Annotated in this window: 16 protein-coding genes; 12 read left to right on the forward strand and 4 right to left on the reverse strand. The window is 43.7% G+C overall.

The genetic code is table 11. From position 1 onward, the window contains the following. The first annotated feature begins 146 nt into the window (after positions 1 to 146). The 3 genes from FXF62_RS04075 to FXF62_RS04085 are packed head-to-tail and all read left to right on the forward strand — an operon-like array spanning position 147 to position 2,705. The gene (locus FXF62_RS04075) at positions 147 to 1,229 is read left to right on the forward strand and encodes a DUF3114 domain-containing protein (RefSeq protein WP_394366089.1); all 1,083 of its coding nucleotides are present in this window, start codon (positions 147 to 149) and stop codon (positions 1,227 to 1,229) included. 15 nt (positions 1,230 to 1,244) lie between these two features. Continuing rightward, entirely contained in the window at positions 1,245 to 2,072 is an 828-nt protein-coding gene (locus tag FXF62_RS04080) for a Cof-type HAD-IIB family hydrolase (RefSeq protein ID WP_125383558.1), read from the forward strand. Then, positions 2,073 to 2,705 carry an SGNH/GDSL hydrolase family protein gene (locus tag FXF62_RS04085; RefSeq protein WP_149517756.1) on the forward strand — a complete coding sequence of 211 codons (633 nt, stop codon included), beginning with the start codon at positions 2,073 to 2,075 and terminating at the stop codon, positions 2,703 to 2,705. Positions 2,706 to 2,963: 258 nt separating this feature from the next. Here the strand turns inward: FXF62_RS04085 and FXF62_RS04100 are convergent, their stop codons facing one another. Further along, entirely contained in the window at positions 2,964 to 3,401 is a 438-nt protein-coding gene (locus FXF62_RS04100) for a GNAT family N-acetyltransferase (RefSeq protein ID WP_149517757.1), read from the reverse strand. Positions 3,402 to 3,739: 338 nt separating this feature from the next. On the opposite strand from FXF62_RS04100, the gene spxB reads away from it, so the two are divergent. The 6 genes from spxB to FXF62_RS04140 all read left to right on the forward strand — a co-directional run bounded on the left by spxB (position 3,740) and on the right by FXF62_RS04140 (position 10,314). Beyond that, positions 3,740 to 5,515: a pyruvate oxidase gene (gene spxB, locus FXF62_RS04105; protein WP_149517758.1), complete on the forward strand. Its 1,776-nt coding sequence runs from the start codon at positions 3,740 to 3,742 to the stop codon at positions 5,513 to 5,515. Between the two features lie 221 nt (positions 5,516 to 5,736). Beyond that, the gene (locus FXF62_RS04110; protein WP_187984233.1) at positions 5,737 to 5,997 is read left to right on the forward strand and encodes a SemiSWEET family transporter; all 261 of its coding nucleotides are present in this window, start codon (positions 5,737 to 5,739) and stop codon (positions 5,995 to 5,997) included. Positions 5,998 to 6,082: 85 nt separating this feature from the next. Next, positions 6,083 to 6,661 (forward strand): DUF3592 domain-containing protein, encoded by a 579-nt coding sequence (locus tag FXF62_RS04115; RefSeq protein ID WP_149517760.1) that lies wholly within the window; start codon positions 6,083 to 6,085, stop codon positions 6,659 to 6,661. A gap of 390 nt (positions 6,662 to 7,051) precedes the next feature. Further along, positions 7,052 to 8,491, forward strand: coding sequence for a 6-phospho-beta-glucosidase (locus tag FXF62_RS04125; protein ID WP_149517761.1), 1,440 nt, complete (start codon positions 7,052 to 7,054; stop codon positions 8,489 to 8,491). A 264-nt stretch (positions 8,492 to 8,755) separates the two neighbouring features. Beyond that, a complete protein-coding gene (locus FXF62_RS04135) occupies positions 8,756 to 9,436 on the forward strand; it encodes a response regulator transcription factor (RefSeq protein ID WP_149517762.1) in 681 nt (226 codons plus the stop codon). A gap of 2 nt (positions 9,437 to 9,438) precedes the next feature. After that, positions 9,439 to 10,314: a sensor histidine kinase gene (locus FXF62_RS04140; RefSeq protein ID WP_149517763.1), complete on the forward strand. Its 876-nt coding sequence runs from the start codon at positions 9,439 to 9,441 to the stop codon at positions 10,312 to 10,314. A gap of 41 nt (positions 10,315 to 10,355) precedes the next feature. Here FXF62_RS04140 and FXF62_RS04145 read toward each other — a convergent pair whose 3' ends face one another. The 3 genes from FXF62_RS04145 to pabB form a co-directional block, all read right to left on the reverse strand. After that, the gene (locus FXF62_RS04145) at positions 10,356 to 11,120 is read right to left on the reverse strand and encodes a lantibiotic ABC transporter permease (RefSeq protein WP_149517764.1); all 765 of its coding nucleotides are present in this window, start codon (positions 11,118 to 11,120) and stop codon (positions 10,356 to 10,358) included. After that, positions 11,117 to 12,046 carry an ATP-binding cassette domain-containing protein gene (locus FXF62_RS04150; RefSeq protein WP_149517765.1) on the reverse strand — a complete coding sequence of 310 codons (930 nt, stop codon included), beginning with the start codon at positions 12,044 to 12,046 and terminating at the stop codon, positions 11,117 to 11,119. The genes FXF62_RS04145 and FXF62_RS04150 overlap by 4 nt, the downstream gene beginning before the upstream one ends. 333 nt (positions 12,047 to 12,379) lie before the next feature. Then, positions 12,380 to 14,101, reverse strand: a complete 1,722-nt coding sequence (gene pabB, locus FXF62_RS04160; RefSeq protein WP_149517766.1) for an aminodeoxychorismate synthase component I — start codon at positions 14,099 to 14,101, stop codon at positions 12,380 to 12,382. Between the two features lie 131 nt (positions 14,102 to 14,232). Here pabB and FXF62_RS04165 point away from each other — a divergent pair, with 131 nt between their 5' ends. The 3 genes from FXF62_RS04165 to FXF62_RS04175 all read left to right on the forward strand — a co-directional run bounded on the left by FXF62_RS04165 (position 14,233) and on the right by FXF62_RS04175 (position 16,747). Then, the gene (locus FXF62_RS04165; RefSeq protein WP_187984231.1) at positions 14,233 to 14,574 is read left to right on the forward strand and encodes an insulin activator factor; all 342 of its coding nucleotides are present in this window, start codon (positions 14,233 to 14,235) and stop codon (positions 14,572 to 14,574) included. 108 nt (positions 14,575 to 14,682) lie between these two features. After that, positions 14,683 to 15,777, forward strand: coding sequence for an AI-2E family transporter (locus FXF62_RS04170; protein ID WP_149517768.1), 1,095 nt, complete (start codon positions 14,683 to 14,685; stop codon positions 15,775 to 15,777). Positions 15,778 to 16,126: 349 nt separating this feature from the next. Further along, a complete protein-coding gene (locus FXF62_RS04175) occupies positions 16,127 to 16,747 on the forward strand; it encodes an Ntn hydrolase family protein (protein ID WP_262881584.1) in 621 nt (206 codons plus the stop codon). The last annotated feature ends 95 nt before the right edge of the window (positions 16,748 to 16,842 follow it).

Raw genomic sequence — 16,842 nt, forward strand, 5'->3', positions numbered from 1 at the left:
ATTCGAGGCCGAAAGTTCCTTTGTACGTTGACTTTTACATGAAATCTTGGCATATTTAGAGGTAAATAGGAGAGCTATCGAAGGCTGCATGAGCCTGTTAGCGAAGCTCAGAACGGTGCTGAAGAAATTTCATATGATGGATGTGGATGGTGATGAAAGTAGAAATCGAGCAATACTGCCTAGAATTACAAGCACTCGGCTGGTCTCAAGCTACTCTCGATACAGTTTTTCTGACAGAAATGGCGTCATTACCGTATGAATCAGCCCACCAGAGTCTTTTTGAGGAGGCCGTCCTATTTGGCAGTCCCCTCTTTCAGAAGTTATGGTCTTTTGAATGTCGATCTCCCCAGCCCCAGCAAGCTGAGAAGTTGTTAGAGCTAGCTATGCTCTATATGGATATGCCTGACGAATTGAGCGGAGAAGCAGCAGAGATTACCAAACTGCTCTCGCGTATGCATCCGAACTTATCGCCACACGCTCCCTTTTGGCGCCAGTTTTCTCAAACGATTCGGCAGGCTTTTTCTCCAGCAGACTTTATTGCAGACAGTGGCAATCAAAGGTTAAAAGGTCAGTTGCACCAGTTTCGCTACCTTATTTCCAGTCAGCAAGCCCAGTGGGTTAGAGAGCATTTTCGTAAGTCAGGGATGACAGATGGCCAGGCTCTCCTAGCCTATTTTCAGGCGCATCCTGACCTGGACTGCCAGCTTTGGGAATCTTCGCGGCTGCACAATAAAGCCTTTGTCTATAAGGACAAGGTGACCTACCCAGACCATCGGCCCTATCAGGCCAATATCAAGATCCTCCATCGTTTCCATACCGAGTTTATTCTGGATAGGGAAGGGCAGTTTCTCAATATCCTAGATCCAGAAGGAAGCAGTCAAAATGGGCTAGTCAATGGAGCTAGTTTTAATTACGGGGAGAAACCCTCCCTATTCAAACATAGTTCCCATTATTACTACGATGTTAAAAGTCCAGCCCAGTGGGATCCCCAGTTTCGCAGGCTGGCGATCCGAAATGGCGGGCAAGGCTTCAAAGCCCCTCAGAATAATCGCGGCTTGGCTGGTTACCATACGGCTAGAAGTTGCTATGCGATTGCGGGGAAAAGCGTTAAAAGTCAAGTTGATGCCCAAGTAAAAGATTTTGAAAAATCATTAGTTGAAAAGTTAAAAGGGAAAAATTATCTCAAATATTTATGGAATAAAGTGAAAAATAAATATCTGAGATTATAGAAATGAGGTGGGAAGATGCCAATTAAAATGATCGCTACGGATATGGACGGTACTCTTTTGGACCCGAGAGGAGAGCTGGATTTGCCACGCCTGACAGCAGTTTTAGACCAGCTGGAGGAGAGGGACATTAAGTTTGTCATTGCGACGGGCAATGAGATCCAACGAATGCGCTTATTGTTGGGCGATTTGACAGAGCGTATGACCCTGATTGTGGCCAACGGCGCTAGAATCTTTGAAAAAAATGAAATGTTGCTGGGAACTTTCTGGCAGCCTGATTTGATTGCGGACACGCTGGCTTATTTTCAGGGTCAAGAACGAGAGGTGCATCTAGTGGTCACTTCTACTACAGGTGGCTTTGTTCAGGACGGCACTGATTTTCCGATGATTAGCAAGATTATGACAGAAGAAATGGCGGTTCATTTCTACAAACGAATGAATTTCGTGCCTAATCTGCAAGAGCATCCGTTTGAAGAAGTGCTGAAGATGAGCGTTATGGTCGATGAAGCGCAAGCAGCAGAGATTACGCAGCAGATCAATACAGCATTTGCTGGACGATTGAGTGCTGTGACCAGCGGTTATGGCGCGATTGACATTATTCAAGAAGGTCTTCACAAGGCCTGGGGACTTCGTCAGCTCATGGATCGGTGGCAAATCAAAAGCAAGGAAATCATGGCTTTTGGTGACAGCGAGAATGACTTAGAAATGCTAGAATTAGCGGATTTCTCCTATGCTATGGAAAATGGGGATGAGAAGATTAAGCGCATTGCCAGTCGCTTGGCACCAGCCAATGCAGAGGCCGGTGTTTTGCAGGTGATTGAGCAATATTTAGAAAAAGGAGTCTAAATGGCAGTTCAACTATTAGAACAGTGGCTTTTGAATGAACAGGCAAAGATCCAGAAAAATTATCGGGACCTGAATCAGCTTGCGGTCAAAGAGCCAGCGATTATTTTTATCGGTGATTCGATTGTGGAATATTTCCCGCTGCATGAGCTATTGCAAAGTCCTAAAACCTTGGTCAATCGTGGCATTCGTGGCTACAAGACTGATTTGCTTTTAGAAAACTTGGATGCCCATCTCTTTGGGCAGGCTCTGGACAAGGTCTTTCTCCTGATTGGAACCAACGACATTGGCAAGGAGATGTCTCAGGCTGAAACGCTGGCCAATCTGGAAGCAGTTGTTCAGGAGATTTCTCGCGACTATCCTCTGGCTCAGATCCAGCTGCTGTCCGTCCTGCCTGTGAATGAGCAGGAGCAGTATAAAGGAACGGTTTATATCCGAACGAACGAGAAAATCCAAGCCCTCAATCGTGCCTACCAAAACCTAGCAAGTATCTATACCAATGTCCATTTTATCGACCTTTATGATAACTTCTTGGATGAGAACGGTCAGCTGCGGGAGGATTTTACTACGGATGGCTTGCACTTGACTATTGCTGGCTATGCGACGCTGTCAAAGGTTCTGCAGCCTTATCTTTGAGAAAATATTTTTCGTGGCTAATTCAATCAAGCAGTTAAAACTGAAATTTCAAAGAGGCTGGGACAAAAGTCCTAGCCTCTCAATTGTCTTTGGATTGTCGAGCAAGACGCAGTGGTTGAGTGGGGTCTACTAGGCTGATTTCATCAGCTTTTACAGCCTTACTCAACTGTGCGGAGGTGGGACGACGAAATCGAATTCTAAGGAATTACCGATTTCTGTCCCACTCTCTTTCTATATTATTAAAGATTTTTGCTTTCTTTAGTCTAGCCACTGGATAAAGGACTTCTTATCTTGGTGATTGTAGCCAGCCCGTTTATAAAATTCCCAGGTGCTTTCTTTCTTGGAGCCCGTCAGCAGCATCATTTTGTAGCAATTGGCTTCAGTCGCTATTTTCTTAGCAAAATCAAGGCATTCACTAGCATAACCCTTGCCTCTAAAGTCATGATGAGTAACGACATTTTCGATCAGGGCGTAGGGGCGCAGTCCTCTCGTGAGATTGGGAATGACGACACAAATACAAGAAGAAACAATCTTTCCGTCAAGCACTTTGACAATAATATGGTGGTCTGGATCTTCTACCATCCGCTGCCAGACCTTTTGTAAGGTTGGGCTTTTTTCTGGAATGACCGTCTCATGCAAGGAGAGGTACAAATGGAGTAATTCATCTAGGTCGTGTGGACTGGCTTCTCTGATCATCTTTTTACCTACTATTTTGGAATCTTTTCGTTTACTTAGCAATATTATAGCATGTTTAGCCCTTACATTTCTAGCTTGCTCCGAATTAGAATTTTGCACAGTTTCAAAGGTGAGAGATAGACGCTCTCATCTTTTTCTGAAATCTATTATAAAATACATTTCAAAATTCAGAAAAATCTCATAATTGTTATGTAATAGTTCTAAAGCAATCCTGAGCATATTCTTATACAAGAGTTGGAAAAAGTGATAAATTTGTAGAGTAAGTTTATTGAAACGTTTTCATTAACCTATCTGAAAGTTTTCAATAAATAATTTAATTTTGAAGGAGAGTTATCATTATGACTCAAGGGAAAATTACTGCATCAGCAGCAATGCTCAACGTATTGAAAACATGGGGCGTAGACACAATCTACGGTATCCCATCAGGAACACTCAGCTCATTGATGGACGCTTTGGCTGAAGACAAAGATATCCGCTTCTTGCAAGTTCGCCACGAAGAAACAGGTGCTCTTGCAGCGGTTATGCAAGCTAAATTCGGCGGCTCAATCGGGGTTGCAGTTGGTTCAGGTGGTCCAGGTGCGACTCACTTGATTAATGGTGTTTACGATGCAGCTATGGACAACGCTCCATTCCTTGCTATCCTTGGATCACGTCCAGTCAACGAACTCAATATGGATGCTTTCCAAGAATTGAATCAAAACCCAATGTACAACGGCATCGCTGTCTACAACAAACGTGTAGCTTACGCTGAGCAATTGCCAAAAGTTATCGACGAAGCTTGCCGTGCTGCAGTTTCTAAAAAAGGTCCTGCAGTTGTTGAAATCCCTGTAAACTTCGGCTTCCAAGAAATCGACGAAAACTCATACTACGGATCAGGTTCTTACGAACGTTCATTCATCGCTCCTGCTTTGAACGAAGTTGAAATCAACAAAGCCGTTGAAATCTTGAACAATGCTGAACGTCCAGTTATCTACGCTGGTTACGGTGGTGTTAAAGCAGGTGAAGTGATTACTGAATTGTCACGTAAAATCAAAGCACCAATCATCACAACTGGTAAAAACTTTGAAGCCTTTGAATGGAACTATGAAGGTTTGACAGGTTCTGCTTACCGTGTTGGTTGGAAACCAGCTAACGAAGTGGTCTTTGAAGCAGACACCGTTCTTTTCCTTGGTTCTAACTTCCCATTTGCTGAAGTTTACGAAGCATTTAAGAACACTGAAAAATTCATCCAAGTCGATATCGACCCTTACAAACTCGGTAAACGCCATGCTCTTGACGCGTCTATCCTTGGTGATGCGGGTCAAGCAGCGAAAGCTATCCTTGACAAAGTAAACCCAGTTGAGTCTACTCCATGGTGGCGTGCAAATGTGAAGAACAACCAAAACTGGCGTGATTACATGAACAAACTCGAAGGTAAAACTGAGGGTGAATTGCAATTGTATCAAGTTTACAATGCAATCAACAAACATGCTGATCAAGACGCAATCTACTCAATCGACGTAGGTGACACTACTCAAACATCTACTCGTCACCTTCACATGACACCTAAGAACATGTGGCGTACATCTCCACTCTTTGCGACAATGGGTATTGCCCTTCCTGGTGGTATCGCTGCTAAGAAAGACAATCCAGATCGCCAAGTATGGAACATCATGGGTGACGGTGCATTCAACATGTGCTACCCAGACGTTATCACAAACGTTCAATACGACCTTCCAGTTATCAACGTTGTCTTCTCAAATGGTAAATATGCCTTCATCAAGGACAAATACGAAGACACAAACAAACACTTGTTTGGTTGTGACTTCCCTAATGCTGACTATGCGAAAATCGCTGAAGCGCAAGGTGCTGTTGGATTTACAGTAGACCGTATCGAAGACATCGACGCAGTCGTTGCAGAAGCTGTGAAACTCAACAAAGAAGGTAAAACTGTTGTTATCGATGCCCACATCACGCAACACCGTCCACTTCCAGTAGAAGTGCTTGAACTCGATCCAAAACTTCACTCAGAAGAAGCAATCAAAGCCTTCAAGGAAAAATACGAAGCAGAAGAACTCGTACCATTCCGCCTCTTCTTGGAAGAAGAAGGATTGCAATCACGCGCAATTAAATAATTCCTCTCGTCGAAAATCAAATGCAAACATTGAAGATTTCATTCTTTGATTTTCTTAGAGCGGAACTTGAAAAGATCGGAGTAATCCGGTCTTTTTCTTTGTCCTCTTTCTTATCACAAGATTGTGATAGTTTACATCTTCATAACAAAGGGATAAAAGGACTTGATTGTTTTGGTCTCTCATTATAAAATATAAGCCTAAAAATGAAAGAGATTTTGAAAATTAATGAAAAACAAATGAAAATTTTGGGATGGGTTGCAACCTTTATGTCCGTAATGATGTATGTGTCCTATTTTCCACAAATCATGAACAACCTAGCGGGTCAAAAAGGGAATTTTATCCAACCGCTCGTCGCAACAATCAACTGTAGTCTTTGGGTCTACTATGGCTTGTTCAAAAAAGAAAGAGATATTCCCCTTGCAGCAGCGAATGCACCGGGAATTATTTTTGGCCTGGTGACGGCCATCACAGCTTTGGTTTAAAAAGTTGAGAATAGTTAGTATTCTTGTATCCTTTTTTATATTCTGTTAAAATAGAAGCCTAACGAAGGTTTAGGAGTGAATCAAGATGTCGACGAGTTTCTTTTTCTTATTTGGCTGTATGATGCTAGCGTTTGCTGCCTTTATGTATTTTATGTACAATGAGTTGATTTTTAGTGGTTATTTAGATGATAAAAAATGTACTGAAAAGACTGAAGGAAAAATCATAAGATACTCAAATGTTCTTTATAACGGTATTAGTCTCCCAGTTGTAGAATATACTGTTGCCGGGAATCAGTACAAGGTAGTAGGACCAAGATTTCTTTCTAGCGTATCAAAAACAGTGGCAACACCGCTTAACTCTGTTGTTTCTGAAGTAAAGTTGGAAGATTTCGATAATGGAGAAATTCCACAAGTATTAAGGTATCAGGTACGGCGAAATAGTTTCATTTCTGTAACAAAATCACCACTTATGGAGCGTTTCCCAATCGGTGGAAAGGTCACTGTTTACTATGATCCGAACAAACCGAAATGTTCTTACGTAGAAAGACCATTAAAACCAGGTCGCTTTTTATGGCTGAGGAAAATCTCAATCTATCTTCTTATCCTAATGGTGCTTGCTTCAGCCGTCTTCATCATGTTTATTCTTCCAAATCTTATCAAATAGAAGTTGCTTGCTTTGTTCTCAATCTCAGCTTTCCATCATGAGAGTGGGACAGAAATCGGTAATTCCTTAGAATTCGATTTCGTCGTCCCACCTCCGCACAGTTGAGTAGGGCTAAAAGCTGATGAAATCAGCCTAGTAGAGTCCACTCAACCACTTCGTCTTGCTCGACAATCCAAAGACAATTGAGAGGCTAGGACTTTTGTCCCAGTCTCTTTTTGATGAAGAAATCTTTGAAGACGATTTCTTTAAAAACCCAACCCTGAAAATTTATCGAATAAAACAAAATAGTAGAATAGTATCATTATTCCGCAGTATTCCACAAGTAAAGGTCTGGATATTGGGGTATAATATAAGTAAATGAAGTGGTAAAATAAGAAAGTGGGTAGAGATATGACTGAAAAACTGACTTTTCCTGATGGTTTCTTGTGGGGCGGAGCGACAGCTGCCAACCAGTGTGAGGGCGCTTATGATGCAGATGGCCGTGGGTTGGCCAATGTAGATGTGGTGCCGATTGGTGAGGAGCGCCTGGCCATTATCACGGGTAAGAAAAAGATGTTTGACTTTGAGGATGGCTATTTCTACCCAGCCAAGGAAGCCATTGACATGTACCATCGCTTCAAGGAGGACATTGCCCTTTTTGGCGAGATGGGCTTTAAGACCTATCGACTGTCCATTGCTTGGAGCCGGATTTTCCCTAAGGGGGATGAGCTGGAGCCCAATGAAGTTGGCTTGAAATTTTACGAAGACCTTTTTAAGGAATGCCACAAGTACGGCATTGAGCCTTTGGTGACCATTACTCACTTTGACTGCCCCATGCACTTGATTGAGCAATATGGCGGTTGGCGGAGCAGTAAGATGCTAGAATTTTACGAGCGTCTCTGTCGCACTCTCTTTACCCGCTACAAGGGTTTGGTCAAGTACTGGCTGACCTTCAATGAAATCAATATGATCCTGCATGCACCATTTATGGGGGCGGGGCTCTGCTTTGAAGACGGCGAAAATGAAGAGCAGGTCAAGTATCAAGCTGCCCATCATGAGCTGGTCGCGTCAGCCATTGCTACCAAGCTAGCTCATGAGATTGATCCAGAAAATAAGGTCGGCTGTATGCTGGCAGCGGGTCAAAATTATCCTAACACCTGCCATCCGCGCGATGTATGGGCTGGTATGGAGGAAGACAGGAAAAACTATTTCTTCATCGATGTGCAAGCGCGTGGTGAATATCCTAACTATGCTAAGAAAGCTTGGGAGCGCGAGGGTATCACTGTTGAAATGACAGAAGAGGACCTGCAGCTGCTCAAGGAGCATACGGTGGACTTCATTTCCTTCTCTTACTATGCGAGCCGGGTAGCTTCGGGCGACCCTGAGGTCAATGAATTGACAGCGGGCAATATCTTTGCTTCTCTGAAGAACCCTTATTTGGAAGCTTCTGAGTGGGGCTGGCAGATCGACCCTCTGGGCCTGCGTATTACGCTTAATACCATCTGGGATCGCTATCAAAAGCCCATGTTTATCGTGGAGAATGGTCTGGGCGCAGTGGATACTCCAGATGAAAATGGCTATTTAGATGATGATTACCGGATTGACTACCTGGCAGCCCATGTAAAGGCTATGCGGGAAGCCATCAACGAAGACGGCGTGGTGCTGTGGGGCTACACGACCTGGGGCTGTATCGACCTGGTATCAGCCGGCACTGGCGAGATGAAGAAGCGCTATGGCTTTATCTACGTGGACCGGGACAATGAAGGCAGGGGAACACTCAAGCGCTCCAAGAAAAAATCCTTTGACTGGTACAAGGAAGTCATCGCGACTAACGGAGCATCTGTCAAATAAGATCAAGGAGGCTGGGACAAAAGTCCTAGCCTCTCAATTGTCTTTGGATTGTCGAGCAAGACGCAGTGGTTGAGTGGGCTCTATTACGCTAATTTCATCAGCTTTTACAGCCCTACTCAACTGTGCGGAGGTGGGACGTCGAAATCGAATTCTAACGAATTACCGATTTCTGTCCCACTCTCTTTCTTTTGCATCGTTTATATTTGATTGACTTGCTGGCTCATCCTTGCTACACTAGTTTTATCAAGCTATTGGAGAATGATGATGGCCAAACTTTTACTAATTGAAGACAACAATGATATTCATGAGATTTTAAAAAATCTCTTTACGCAGGAGCATGTCGTATTTTCAGCTTATTCTGGGACCGAGGGACTGCGGATTTTTGCAGAAGAAGAGATTCATCTTGTTCTGCTGGATATTATGCTGCCGGGAAAAAATGGCGATGAGGTGCTGAGGGAAATTCGCAAGACCAGTCAGGTGCCGGTGGTCATGCTGACCGCTCTAGGCGAAAAGAGTCTCGTAAGCCAGTATCTGCTGGACGGCGCCAATGACTATATTGTCAAGCCTTTTAATCTAGACGAAGTGGCAGCGCGTGTCACTGTCCAACTGCGAGGCAGTCAGCAGGCCCAGTCTAAGCCTGCTGGGGAGACCTTGATCAAAAACATTCGCCTTCTGCCAGATACCTTTGAAATTGCTTCTGGGGACCAGTCCATGCGGCTGGGGAAAAAGGAATTTCAGATTTTCCAGACCTTGCTGGCTCATCCTAAAAAGATTTTTACCAAGGAGGAGCTGTATGAGTTGGTCTGGGAGGAGACCTATCTGCCGGGCGATAATACGCTCAATGCCCATCTCAGCAATCTTCGTAAGAAATTAGCCCAGCTGGATAGTTCGACAGACTATATCGAGACCATTTGGGGTCTGGGCGTGCGGCTCAAGGAGGATTAGTTATGTGGTTGATTTTAGCCTTCGTGCTCATACTCTTCTTGTCAATCTTGCTGGTTCGCTATCATCTGACGATTCGTAGTCTGACCAGCCAGATCCGTGACAAACGTCGTACAGGAAGTCAGGTTCGCTTGACCTTGAGAGATCAATCTCCGAGTCTGGTGGCTCTGACTGACGAGGTGGAGCAGCTTTTTCAGGAAATTGATAAGATGTCCTTTGTGACCCAGCAGGAAAAGAAAACCTTGGACATGGCCATCAGCAATATTGCCCACGATATCCGAACGCCGCTGACCATTGCTAGTGGCTATACGCAACAGCTACTCAAAGACGCTGATAAAGACCATATGGATCAGCAACTGCAAAAGATTGCAGATAATCTAAGTATGGTATCCAGACGCTTGGAGGCTCTGATGGAATACCGTCGGTTGATGGAAGGAGCCATTCGACCGAAGTTGCAGCGAGTAGATCTATCCCAGCTGGTCACCCAGCAACTCTTTGCCTACTATGATGCCTTTCAGCGCGCAGGGATTGATTTAGAGGTGGATTTGTCTGAAAATCTGCTTCTGGAAACGGACAGTGATATCTTTGATCGAATCGTCCAGAATATGCTCAGCAATGTCCTCAAACATGGTCGAGAAACAGCCAGCATCAGTCTGAAAAATGAAGGACAAAAGGTTATTTTTCAGGTCAAAAATAAGGTTCAGAAGCCTATTTTGCATCTGGATAAACTAACTAATCGTTTTTATTCTGAAAATCTCTCCAGCAGTGAGGAATCGTCTGGGTTGGGCCTTTATATCACCCAGCAGCTGGTCGAAATCTTAGGTGGTGACTTGACCATTCAAGCAGAGGACGATTGGTTTGAATTGATTGTGACCTTATAAAAAAGAATCAGCTAGTCAGAAGATTAGCTGATTCTTTGGTTTTAGAGATCTTTTTTCTTGAAAATGAGGAGGCTACTGCCTAGGAAGAAGACTGCTATGCCAATCGCGACTAAACTAGCTTGCAAAACTACAGCAGGATCCGCAGCCATCTCTATTCCAAATCGTAAGGTTAAATAGCGGAACAATTCTATATGAGGATAGAGTAAGACTGGAAAGACGAGCAGGGCGCTTCCGACAAAATAGGTAATAAAGACCGCAGCAATGGAATGGCTGATATAAAGGACGAAAGACACAATACTAATCCAAGCGATGGTTATCATGAGCTGGACGAGAATAGTTATGAAAAATTGGGCAAAGAAACCTGCCGGAGCTGTCCCAATTCCATTGATAGCGCTAGCGATGATGAAGGAGATGCCTAGCGAGAGGATGAATTGGAAGATGGCGACAACAAAGGAGACCAAAGTTTTAGATAGGAAGAACTCTGTCCGTGAAATACCGTGAGCGAGGCTGTTTTTATAAAGCTTACGGGACAAGTCCACACCTAATAAGAGGCAGACGATAATGAGAGTGAAAAATATAATACTGTCAGAATGTCCAGAGAAATGGGCAAGGGCATTGATACCCGTCATTTTTACTGGTACTTGCTGAGCGACGTTTTGTCCATCCATCTCAATGGATGTTCCAAATCTGCTCGAAACTTTATAGATGGCACCGAGCAAGATATTGGCTAGTAAAACGAGCTCGGTAATCCAAAAGCCCTTGGAGTGGAAGAGACGGTAAAAGTCAGCGCGAATGGTTTGAATCATGATAGACCTCCCTGGTTTTGATCAAGTAAATCTGTAAAGAAATTTTCGAGATTTTGCCGTGCATAGTAGATTTCTTGAATGACTAAGTCAGCTGTGGCTAGCTCTTTTACGATATTGTTGATGTTGTGCGAATGGGTAAAGACATGGATTTCATTTTGTGCATTGACCACCTTGATACGGTATCCTAATTGGTCTTGGAGCAGCTGGCTGGCTTCCTCCAAATGATCCGTTTTCAAGACGATATAATCTTCGCTTTGCTCTTCAAATTCAGCCTTGGAAATTTCCTTAATCATGCGCCCTTGGTCGATGATGCCAAAGCGCGTAGCGACTAGATAGAGCTCGGATAGGATATGACTGGAAATAACAAAAGTCATGCCCAGCTCTTCATTGAGCTTTTGGACAAGCTGGCGAAATTCCTTGATACCGACAGGATCTAGTCCGTTGATAGGCTCATCTAAAATCATCAGATCTGGCTTGGATAGTAGGGCGATAGCTATGCCTAAACGTTGCTTCATCCCGAGGGAGAAGTCGCGAAATTTCTTCTTGCCAGTGTCCGTCAGGTCTACATAGTTGAGCGTTTCTTGGATGGCCTTCTCGGCATTAGGTATCTGGCGGAGTTTGCAGTAGTAGCTGAGATTTTCGTAAGCGGTCAAGTGGTTGTGGGCAACGGGCGTTTCAATGACCGATCCGACCCGCTTGAGGGCTTGTGTCCATTCGGCCTGATTGCTAGAACCAAAGAGAGACACGGTTCCGTTGCTGGCATGCATCAGCTGGGTCATGATTTTAATCAGAGTGGTTTTACCAGCTCCGTTTTTACCGATAAGACCGTAGATATCTCCTTTTTTGATGGTCAGGTTGACATCGCTCAGAGCCTGCTGCTGGCCGAACTTTTTGCTGACCCCTTGTAAAACTAAAATATTTTCCATGGTTTTACTTCTCCTTTTTGATTTATTCTTGGAAATCCTTTCCTCACTATCCAGTATATCGGACACTTATTAAGTATTCATCAAGCATTTCTAAAATATTTCTAAAATCTTGAAATAGAAATTATAATTCTTGTTTAAGCGGACTGAGGGCTATAGCAAAGAGAGTGGGACAGAAATAGATAATTCGTTAGAATTCGATTTCGTCGTCCCACCTCCGCACAGTTGAGTAGGGCTGTAAAAGCTGATGGAATCAGCCTAGTAGAGCCCACTCAAGCACTGCGTCTTGTTCGACAATCCAAAGACAATTGAGAGGCTAGGACTTTTGTCCCAGCCTCAATTATCTATTTCCAATTCATAAAGGCCGCGTAGTGCGTTGCAGGCGTAGATTTTTTCTGCTGATTGTAAGTCGTCTAGGCTGAGGATTTTTTCTGTGGCCTGACCTGTTGCCAAGAGATGCTGGCGGTAGATGCCGTTCAAAAGGCCTAGCTCGACTGGTGGCGTGTAGAGGTGGCCGTCCAATTGGAGGACTAGGTTGCCGATGGAGCTTTCTAGTAGCTGTCCTTGGGCATTGTAGTAAATCTGCTCCTGCTGGCCTAGGTCTAAATGTGGCCGATAGCTGGTTTTGAAATAGGTGAAAGGCTGCTGTAAGTTGGCATTTTGTGGAACGAGAATAGCCTTGTAGAAAGTTTCTGGGAGTGCTTGCAGCTTTTCTAGCTGGCAGGTTACTTTTCCAGATTTGGCGATGGAGATCCGCAGGCGGTAGTCCGTACTTGGATCCAGTTCTGCTAGACTTTGGTTCAACTCTGCCTTCAGTTTTTCCTCATCAAATGGATAAGCAAAGTAACGAGCGGCTTCCCGTAGACGCTTCAGATGTTGGTCTTGGAAGATCAGGCTGCCTTTCTCAATCTTCCCTGTCGTAATTAGGTCAAATTGAGGATTTTTCCGATAAAGAACAGCCGATTTTTGCTGGGTTTCGATGTACTCGGATTCCCATGTGCTATCCCAAGTGATGCCACCACCGACACCGTAAATCGCCTTGCCAGCTTCGAGCTGAATGGTGCGGATGGCAACATTGAAAATCCGCCTCTGGTCTGGCAGGCAGATACCAACAGTGCCGCAGTAGACACCGCGGGCGGCTTTTTCTGTTGCTTTGATGATCGCCATGGTCGAAATCTTTGGAGCGCCTGTGATAGAGCCGCACGGAAAGAGCGCATCAAAAATTTCTCCTAAGCCAATCTCAGATCGCAGCTGGCTCTTGATGGTGGAGGTCATTTGCCAGACAGTGGAATACTGCTCGACCTGACACAGCTGCTCGACTCGTTCACTGCCAATCTCTGAAATGCGGTTCATGTCGTTACGCAGCAAGTCAACGATCATCATATTTTCCGCTCGATTTTTAGGATCCTGCCGCAGCCAGTCCGCCTGCTCCAAGTCCGCAGCGACTGTTAGGCCGCGATTGGTCGTGCCCTTCATCGGCCGCGTTGTCAGCTCACCTCGGTGCTCCTCGAAAAAGAGCTCAGGACTGATGGACAAGACTGCCTGATTATCGTGCTCTACATAGGCATTGTAGGCGGCATTTTGCTCGACGACCAGACGGTTGTAAATAGCCCAGCTGTCCTGTGGATTAAGCTCTGCGCCTAGCTGTACCGTGTAGTTGACCTGATAGGTATCGCCCTGACGGATATGGTGGTGAATGGTTCCGATGGCCTTTTCATACTCTTGCTCAGTCGTCAGACTCTGCCATTGCGCCGGCATCTCCACCTCGTCGTAAGCTAAAGGAAATGGGGCTTCATCAGCCCTGTCATGAATGGTAAAGTAAATCAGGTACTCGCCCAGCAAAGGGGCTTTGTGGACCTGTAACTTTTCCTCAAAAGCAGGAGCGGCTTCGTAGCTGACATATCCGACTGCATAAAAACCCTTTTTCTGCCAGTCCTCGACCTCTTGCAGAATCGCTCTGACTTCGGCCAACTCGCGCGTTTTGAGCTCTTTAATGGGCTGGCTGAAAATCAAGCGCCGACCCAGTTCTTTAAAATCAATAACTGTTTTCTTGTGCATGAATTTATTTTATCATAAGATAATTTGAATGAAAACGGATTTATCGGATGAGACAATGTTTATTTTATAATAGTTGACAGATTAGTAAGTGTGTCGGTATACTAATTTAAAAAAGAAAGAGTGAGATGCTTATGAAATCAAACAAACTGCTATGGATAAATGGAATTGTTGGCATTTTAGGGGGTCTGATAATCCTTTACGCTTCTTTAAATAGATGGCACTGGGAAATTATTTATTCGGTTCCTAAACTAATAGAAAACCCTGGCTGGGGCGATATGGTTATATTGACCAGCTGGCTGCTTTTGGGACTTTCTATAGTCGGAATGTATCACTACAGCAACGACCCAAGAGTCAATAAGACGAGTCATGAGCTTCTATTCTGCGCCTCTGTCATGGGATTTATTCCTTTTCTAGCTATATTTACAGGCCTTCTATCCATAGGAGCTGGGGTCCTCTATCTTCAAGATTTTTAAAAATTTAAGAGTGATAGCAAAGTTGACTGATCCATGTTTCCTCCTGCTCGAAAGGCCTTGAAATTTATGATAAAATAAGGAAATGACAAAATCTTAAAAGGAAGCCTTATGAAAAAAATCAATGAATCTTATAAACTCATCGTCTTTGCGGCGCTTGCTCTGGCTTTGGTTCTCTACATTGGAAATATCTGGTCTGGCCTGCAGAGTCTGACGTCGGTTTTTTCACCCATTATCTTGGGTGGAGTCCTAGCCTTTATCTTTAACGTTCCGATGAAGAAGCTGGAAGACCTCCTAGACAAATGCCGAGTCCCACAAAAGTTGCAGCGCAGTTTGGCCTTGGTTCTGGAGGTGCTGATTTTAGCTCTCATCATGACGGGGATTGTTTCTATCGTCGTGCCGACTTTGACCACAGCTGTCAATCAGCTGAGCGCGACCATCGGAAAGGTAGCGCCTCAGTTAGCCAAGTGGCTGCAGCAGTCTGGCTTGCTTTCCTCTAGCCAGCTGCAAGATTTGACCAAGCAACTGCAAAACAGCGGCATTGTCAACAGGGCCATCTCTCTTCTAGGCAGTCTGACAGGCAATATCTCTGCTATTTTTGGCAATTTCTTTTCTGTCATCATGTCCATCTTTCTTATGTTTGCCTTCTTGAGCAGCAAGGAGCATTTGCAGACGATCACGATCCGTCTTTTGCAGGTTCTGCTTCCTGAGAAGGCTGTGAAACGCCTATCCTATGTGGGTTCTGTCATTGTTGAGACCTATGATAAGTTCCTGATGGGGCAGATGATCGAGGCCGTCATTGTCGGTGTTTTGGTCTTTATCGCCTATTCTCTGACAAGCCTGCCTTACGCGGCTTTGACAGGGGTTTTGGCTGGAGTGCTCTCTTTCATTCCCTACATTGGGCCTTTCTCTGCTTGTGCTCTGGGAGCTATCTTTATCTTCACCGATAGCCCTTGGAAAGCCCTTCTTTCTATCGCAGTCTTTCAGCTGGTGCAGCTGATTGAGGGCAATGTCATCTATCCGCGCGTAGTCGGCCAGTCCGTCGGTCTTCCAACCCTCTTTACCCTAGCCGCAGCCCTGATTGGGGGGAATCTCTTCGGCCTGGTTGGCATGATCTTCTTCACTCCTATATTCGCAGTTATCTACCGCTTGGTCAGAGAGTTTGTTGTGGAGAAGGAGGAGGCCGAAGGGGGAATAAGTAGGTAAAAAAATGCTAAAACTTATAAGCGAAAATAGTAAATTGACTTCAGATTACTTTTATCAGCTATCAGCATAATTACTTTTAATAATAACTACACAACCACATGTTGCTTTATCAAGATAGTTTGATAATCCTGTACCTTATAAAATTATAGAACCTCCTATTTTGAAAGCAGTTGCTGATATTATTGATGACAGCTGGATTGAGAAGTTTAATACTCTGAATTTAAAAATATAAAATTCAAGTATCTCTAATTGTTTAACAGCTCTTGTCAATACTGATGAATGGACAGGTGAAGGTGGGGTATAAGGAGTTGAAAATAACTTTTAGATAAAATTGCTATTAAGGAGGTGAATGATATTGTCTTGTGTAATTGGAACGGTATTTAGAAATTTTGCAATTATTTCAGGAGATACGCGTCTTAGCAAAGATGTAGGTGAAACTGTGAGCGATACATACTCTAAAGTGTTCAAGGTAAATCAAAATGTATTGGTAGGTTTTGCTGGTTCAGGTAATACTGTAGATATTTTAAATAAAAATGGTATTTTTGACAAAGATGACTGTCCGAGTGCTGAAGATTATCTAGAATTTTTATGGTTTTTACTAGGTAACAGAGTGGTGAACGAACCAAATCATTGTAACATATTAGTTTTGGGAAAAAGTAAATTGAATAATGGTTTTGGTGGAAACTTTCATATGTCAGATGATAATGTTCAAAACCAGCTACATTTAACAGATCACAGCAATGTATGGGCTCCTATTCTGACACCTCCAAATATTGATTATGAGTATTATCAAGATATTTTAATTTCAAAAGTGCAATTTGTTATTGCTGAACAAATAAATTCTCCTGTATTTAGTAGGGGAATGGCGATTAAGAAAATCAAAGAAATACATAGAGGAATTATTCTTGAGATTTCTAAAAAAGATAAATCAGTTAATTGTAATATTGAACAATATGTTCTTAAATGGTGAATATGAGGAATAAATTTGTTGAATACAAAGACCTGATTGCTTTTCATCCAGATCAATATGTTGAAAGGAATCAAAATTTAAACAAACTATAGTCT

This window comes from Streptococcus cristatus (genome assembly GCF_008369405.1).
In the GTDB taxonomy this organism is placed as follows: Bacteria; Bacillota; Bacilli; order Lactobacillales; family Streptococcaceae; genus Streptococcus; species Streptococcus cristatus_G.

Bases quoted from the DNA above. Each gene is read 5' to 3' on its own strand.
- FXF62_RS04075 (WP_394366089.1), top strand. From the start codon at position 147: ATGGTGATGAAAGTAGAAATCGAGCAATACTGCCTAGAATTACAAGCA.
- FXF62_RS04080 (WP_125383558.1), top strand. From the start codon at position 1,245: ATGCCAATTAAAATGATCGCTACGGATATGGACGGTACTCTTTTGGAC.
- FXF62_RS04085 (WP_149517756.1), top strand. From the start codon at position 2,073: ATGGCAGTTCAACTATTAGAACAGTGGCTTTTGAATGAACAGGCAAAG.
- FXF62_RS04100 (WP_149517757.1), bottom strand. From the start codon at position 3,401: ATGATCAGAGAAGCCAGTCCACACGACCTAGATGAATTACTCCATTTG.
- spxB (WP_149517758.1), top strand. From the start codon at position 3,740: ATGACTCAAGGGAAAATTACTGCATCAGCAGCAATGCTCAACGTATTG.
- FXF62_RS04115 (WP_149517760.1), top strand. From the start codon at position 6,083: ATGTCGACGAGTTTCTTTTTCTTATTTGGCTGTATGATGCTAGCGTTT.
- FXF62_RS04125 (WP_149517761.1), top strand. From the start codon at position 7,052: ATGACTGAAAAACTGACTTTTCCTGATGGTTTCTTGTGGGGCGGAGCG.
- FXF62_RS04135 (WP_149517762.1), top strand. From the start codon at position 8,756: ATGGCCAAACTTTTACTAATTGAAGACAACAATGATATTCATGAGATT.
- FXF62_RS04140 (WP_149517763.1), top strand. From the start codon at position 9,439: ATGTGGTTGATTTTAGCCTTCGTGCTCATACTCTTCTTGTCAATCTTG.
- FXF62_RS04145 (WP_149517764.1), bottom strand. From the start codon at position 11,120: ATGATTCAAACCATTCGCGCTGACTTTTACCGTCTCTTCCACTCCAAG.
- FXF62_RS04150 (WP_149517765.1), bottom strand. From the start codon at position 12,046: ATGGAAAATATTTTAGTTTTACAAGGGGTCAGCAAAAAGTTCGGCCAG.
- pabB (WP_149517766.1), bottom strand. From the start codon at position 14,101: ATGCACAAGAAAACAGTTATTGATTTTAAAGAACTGGGTCGGCGCTTG.
- FXF62_RS04165 (WP_187984231.1), top strand. From the start codon at position 14,233: ATGAAATCAAACAAACTGCTATGGATAAATGGAATTGTTGGCATTTTA.
- FXF62_RS04170 (WP_149517768.1), top strand. From the start codon at position 14,683: ATGAAAAAAATCAATGAATCTTATAAACTCATCGTCTTTGCGGCGCTT.
- FXF62_RS04175 (WP_262881584.1), top strand. From the start codon at position 16,127: ATGATATTGTCTTGTGTAATTGGAACGGTATTTAGAAATTTTGCAATT.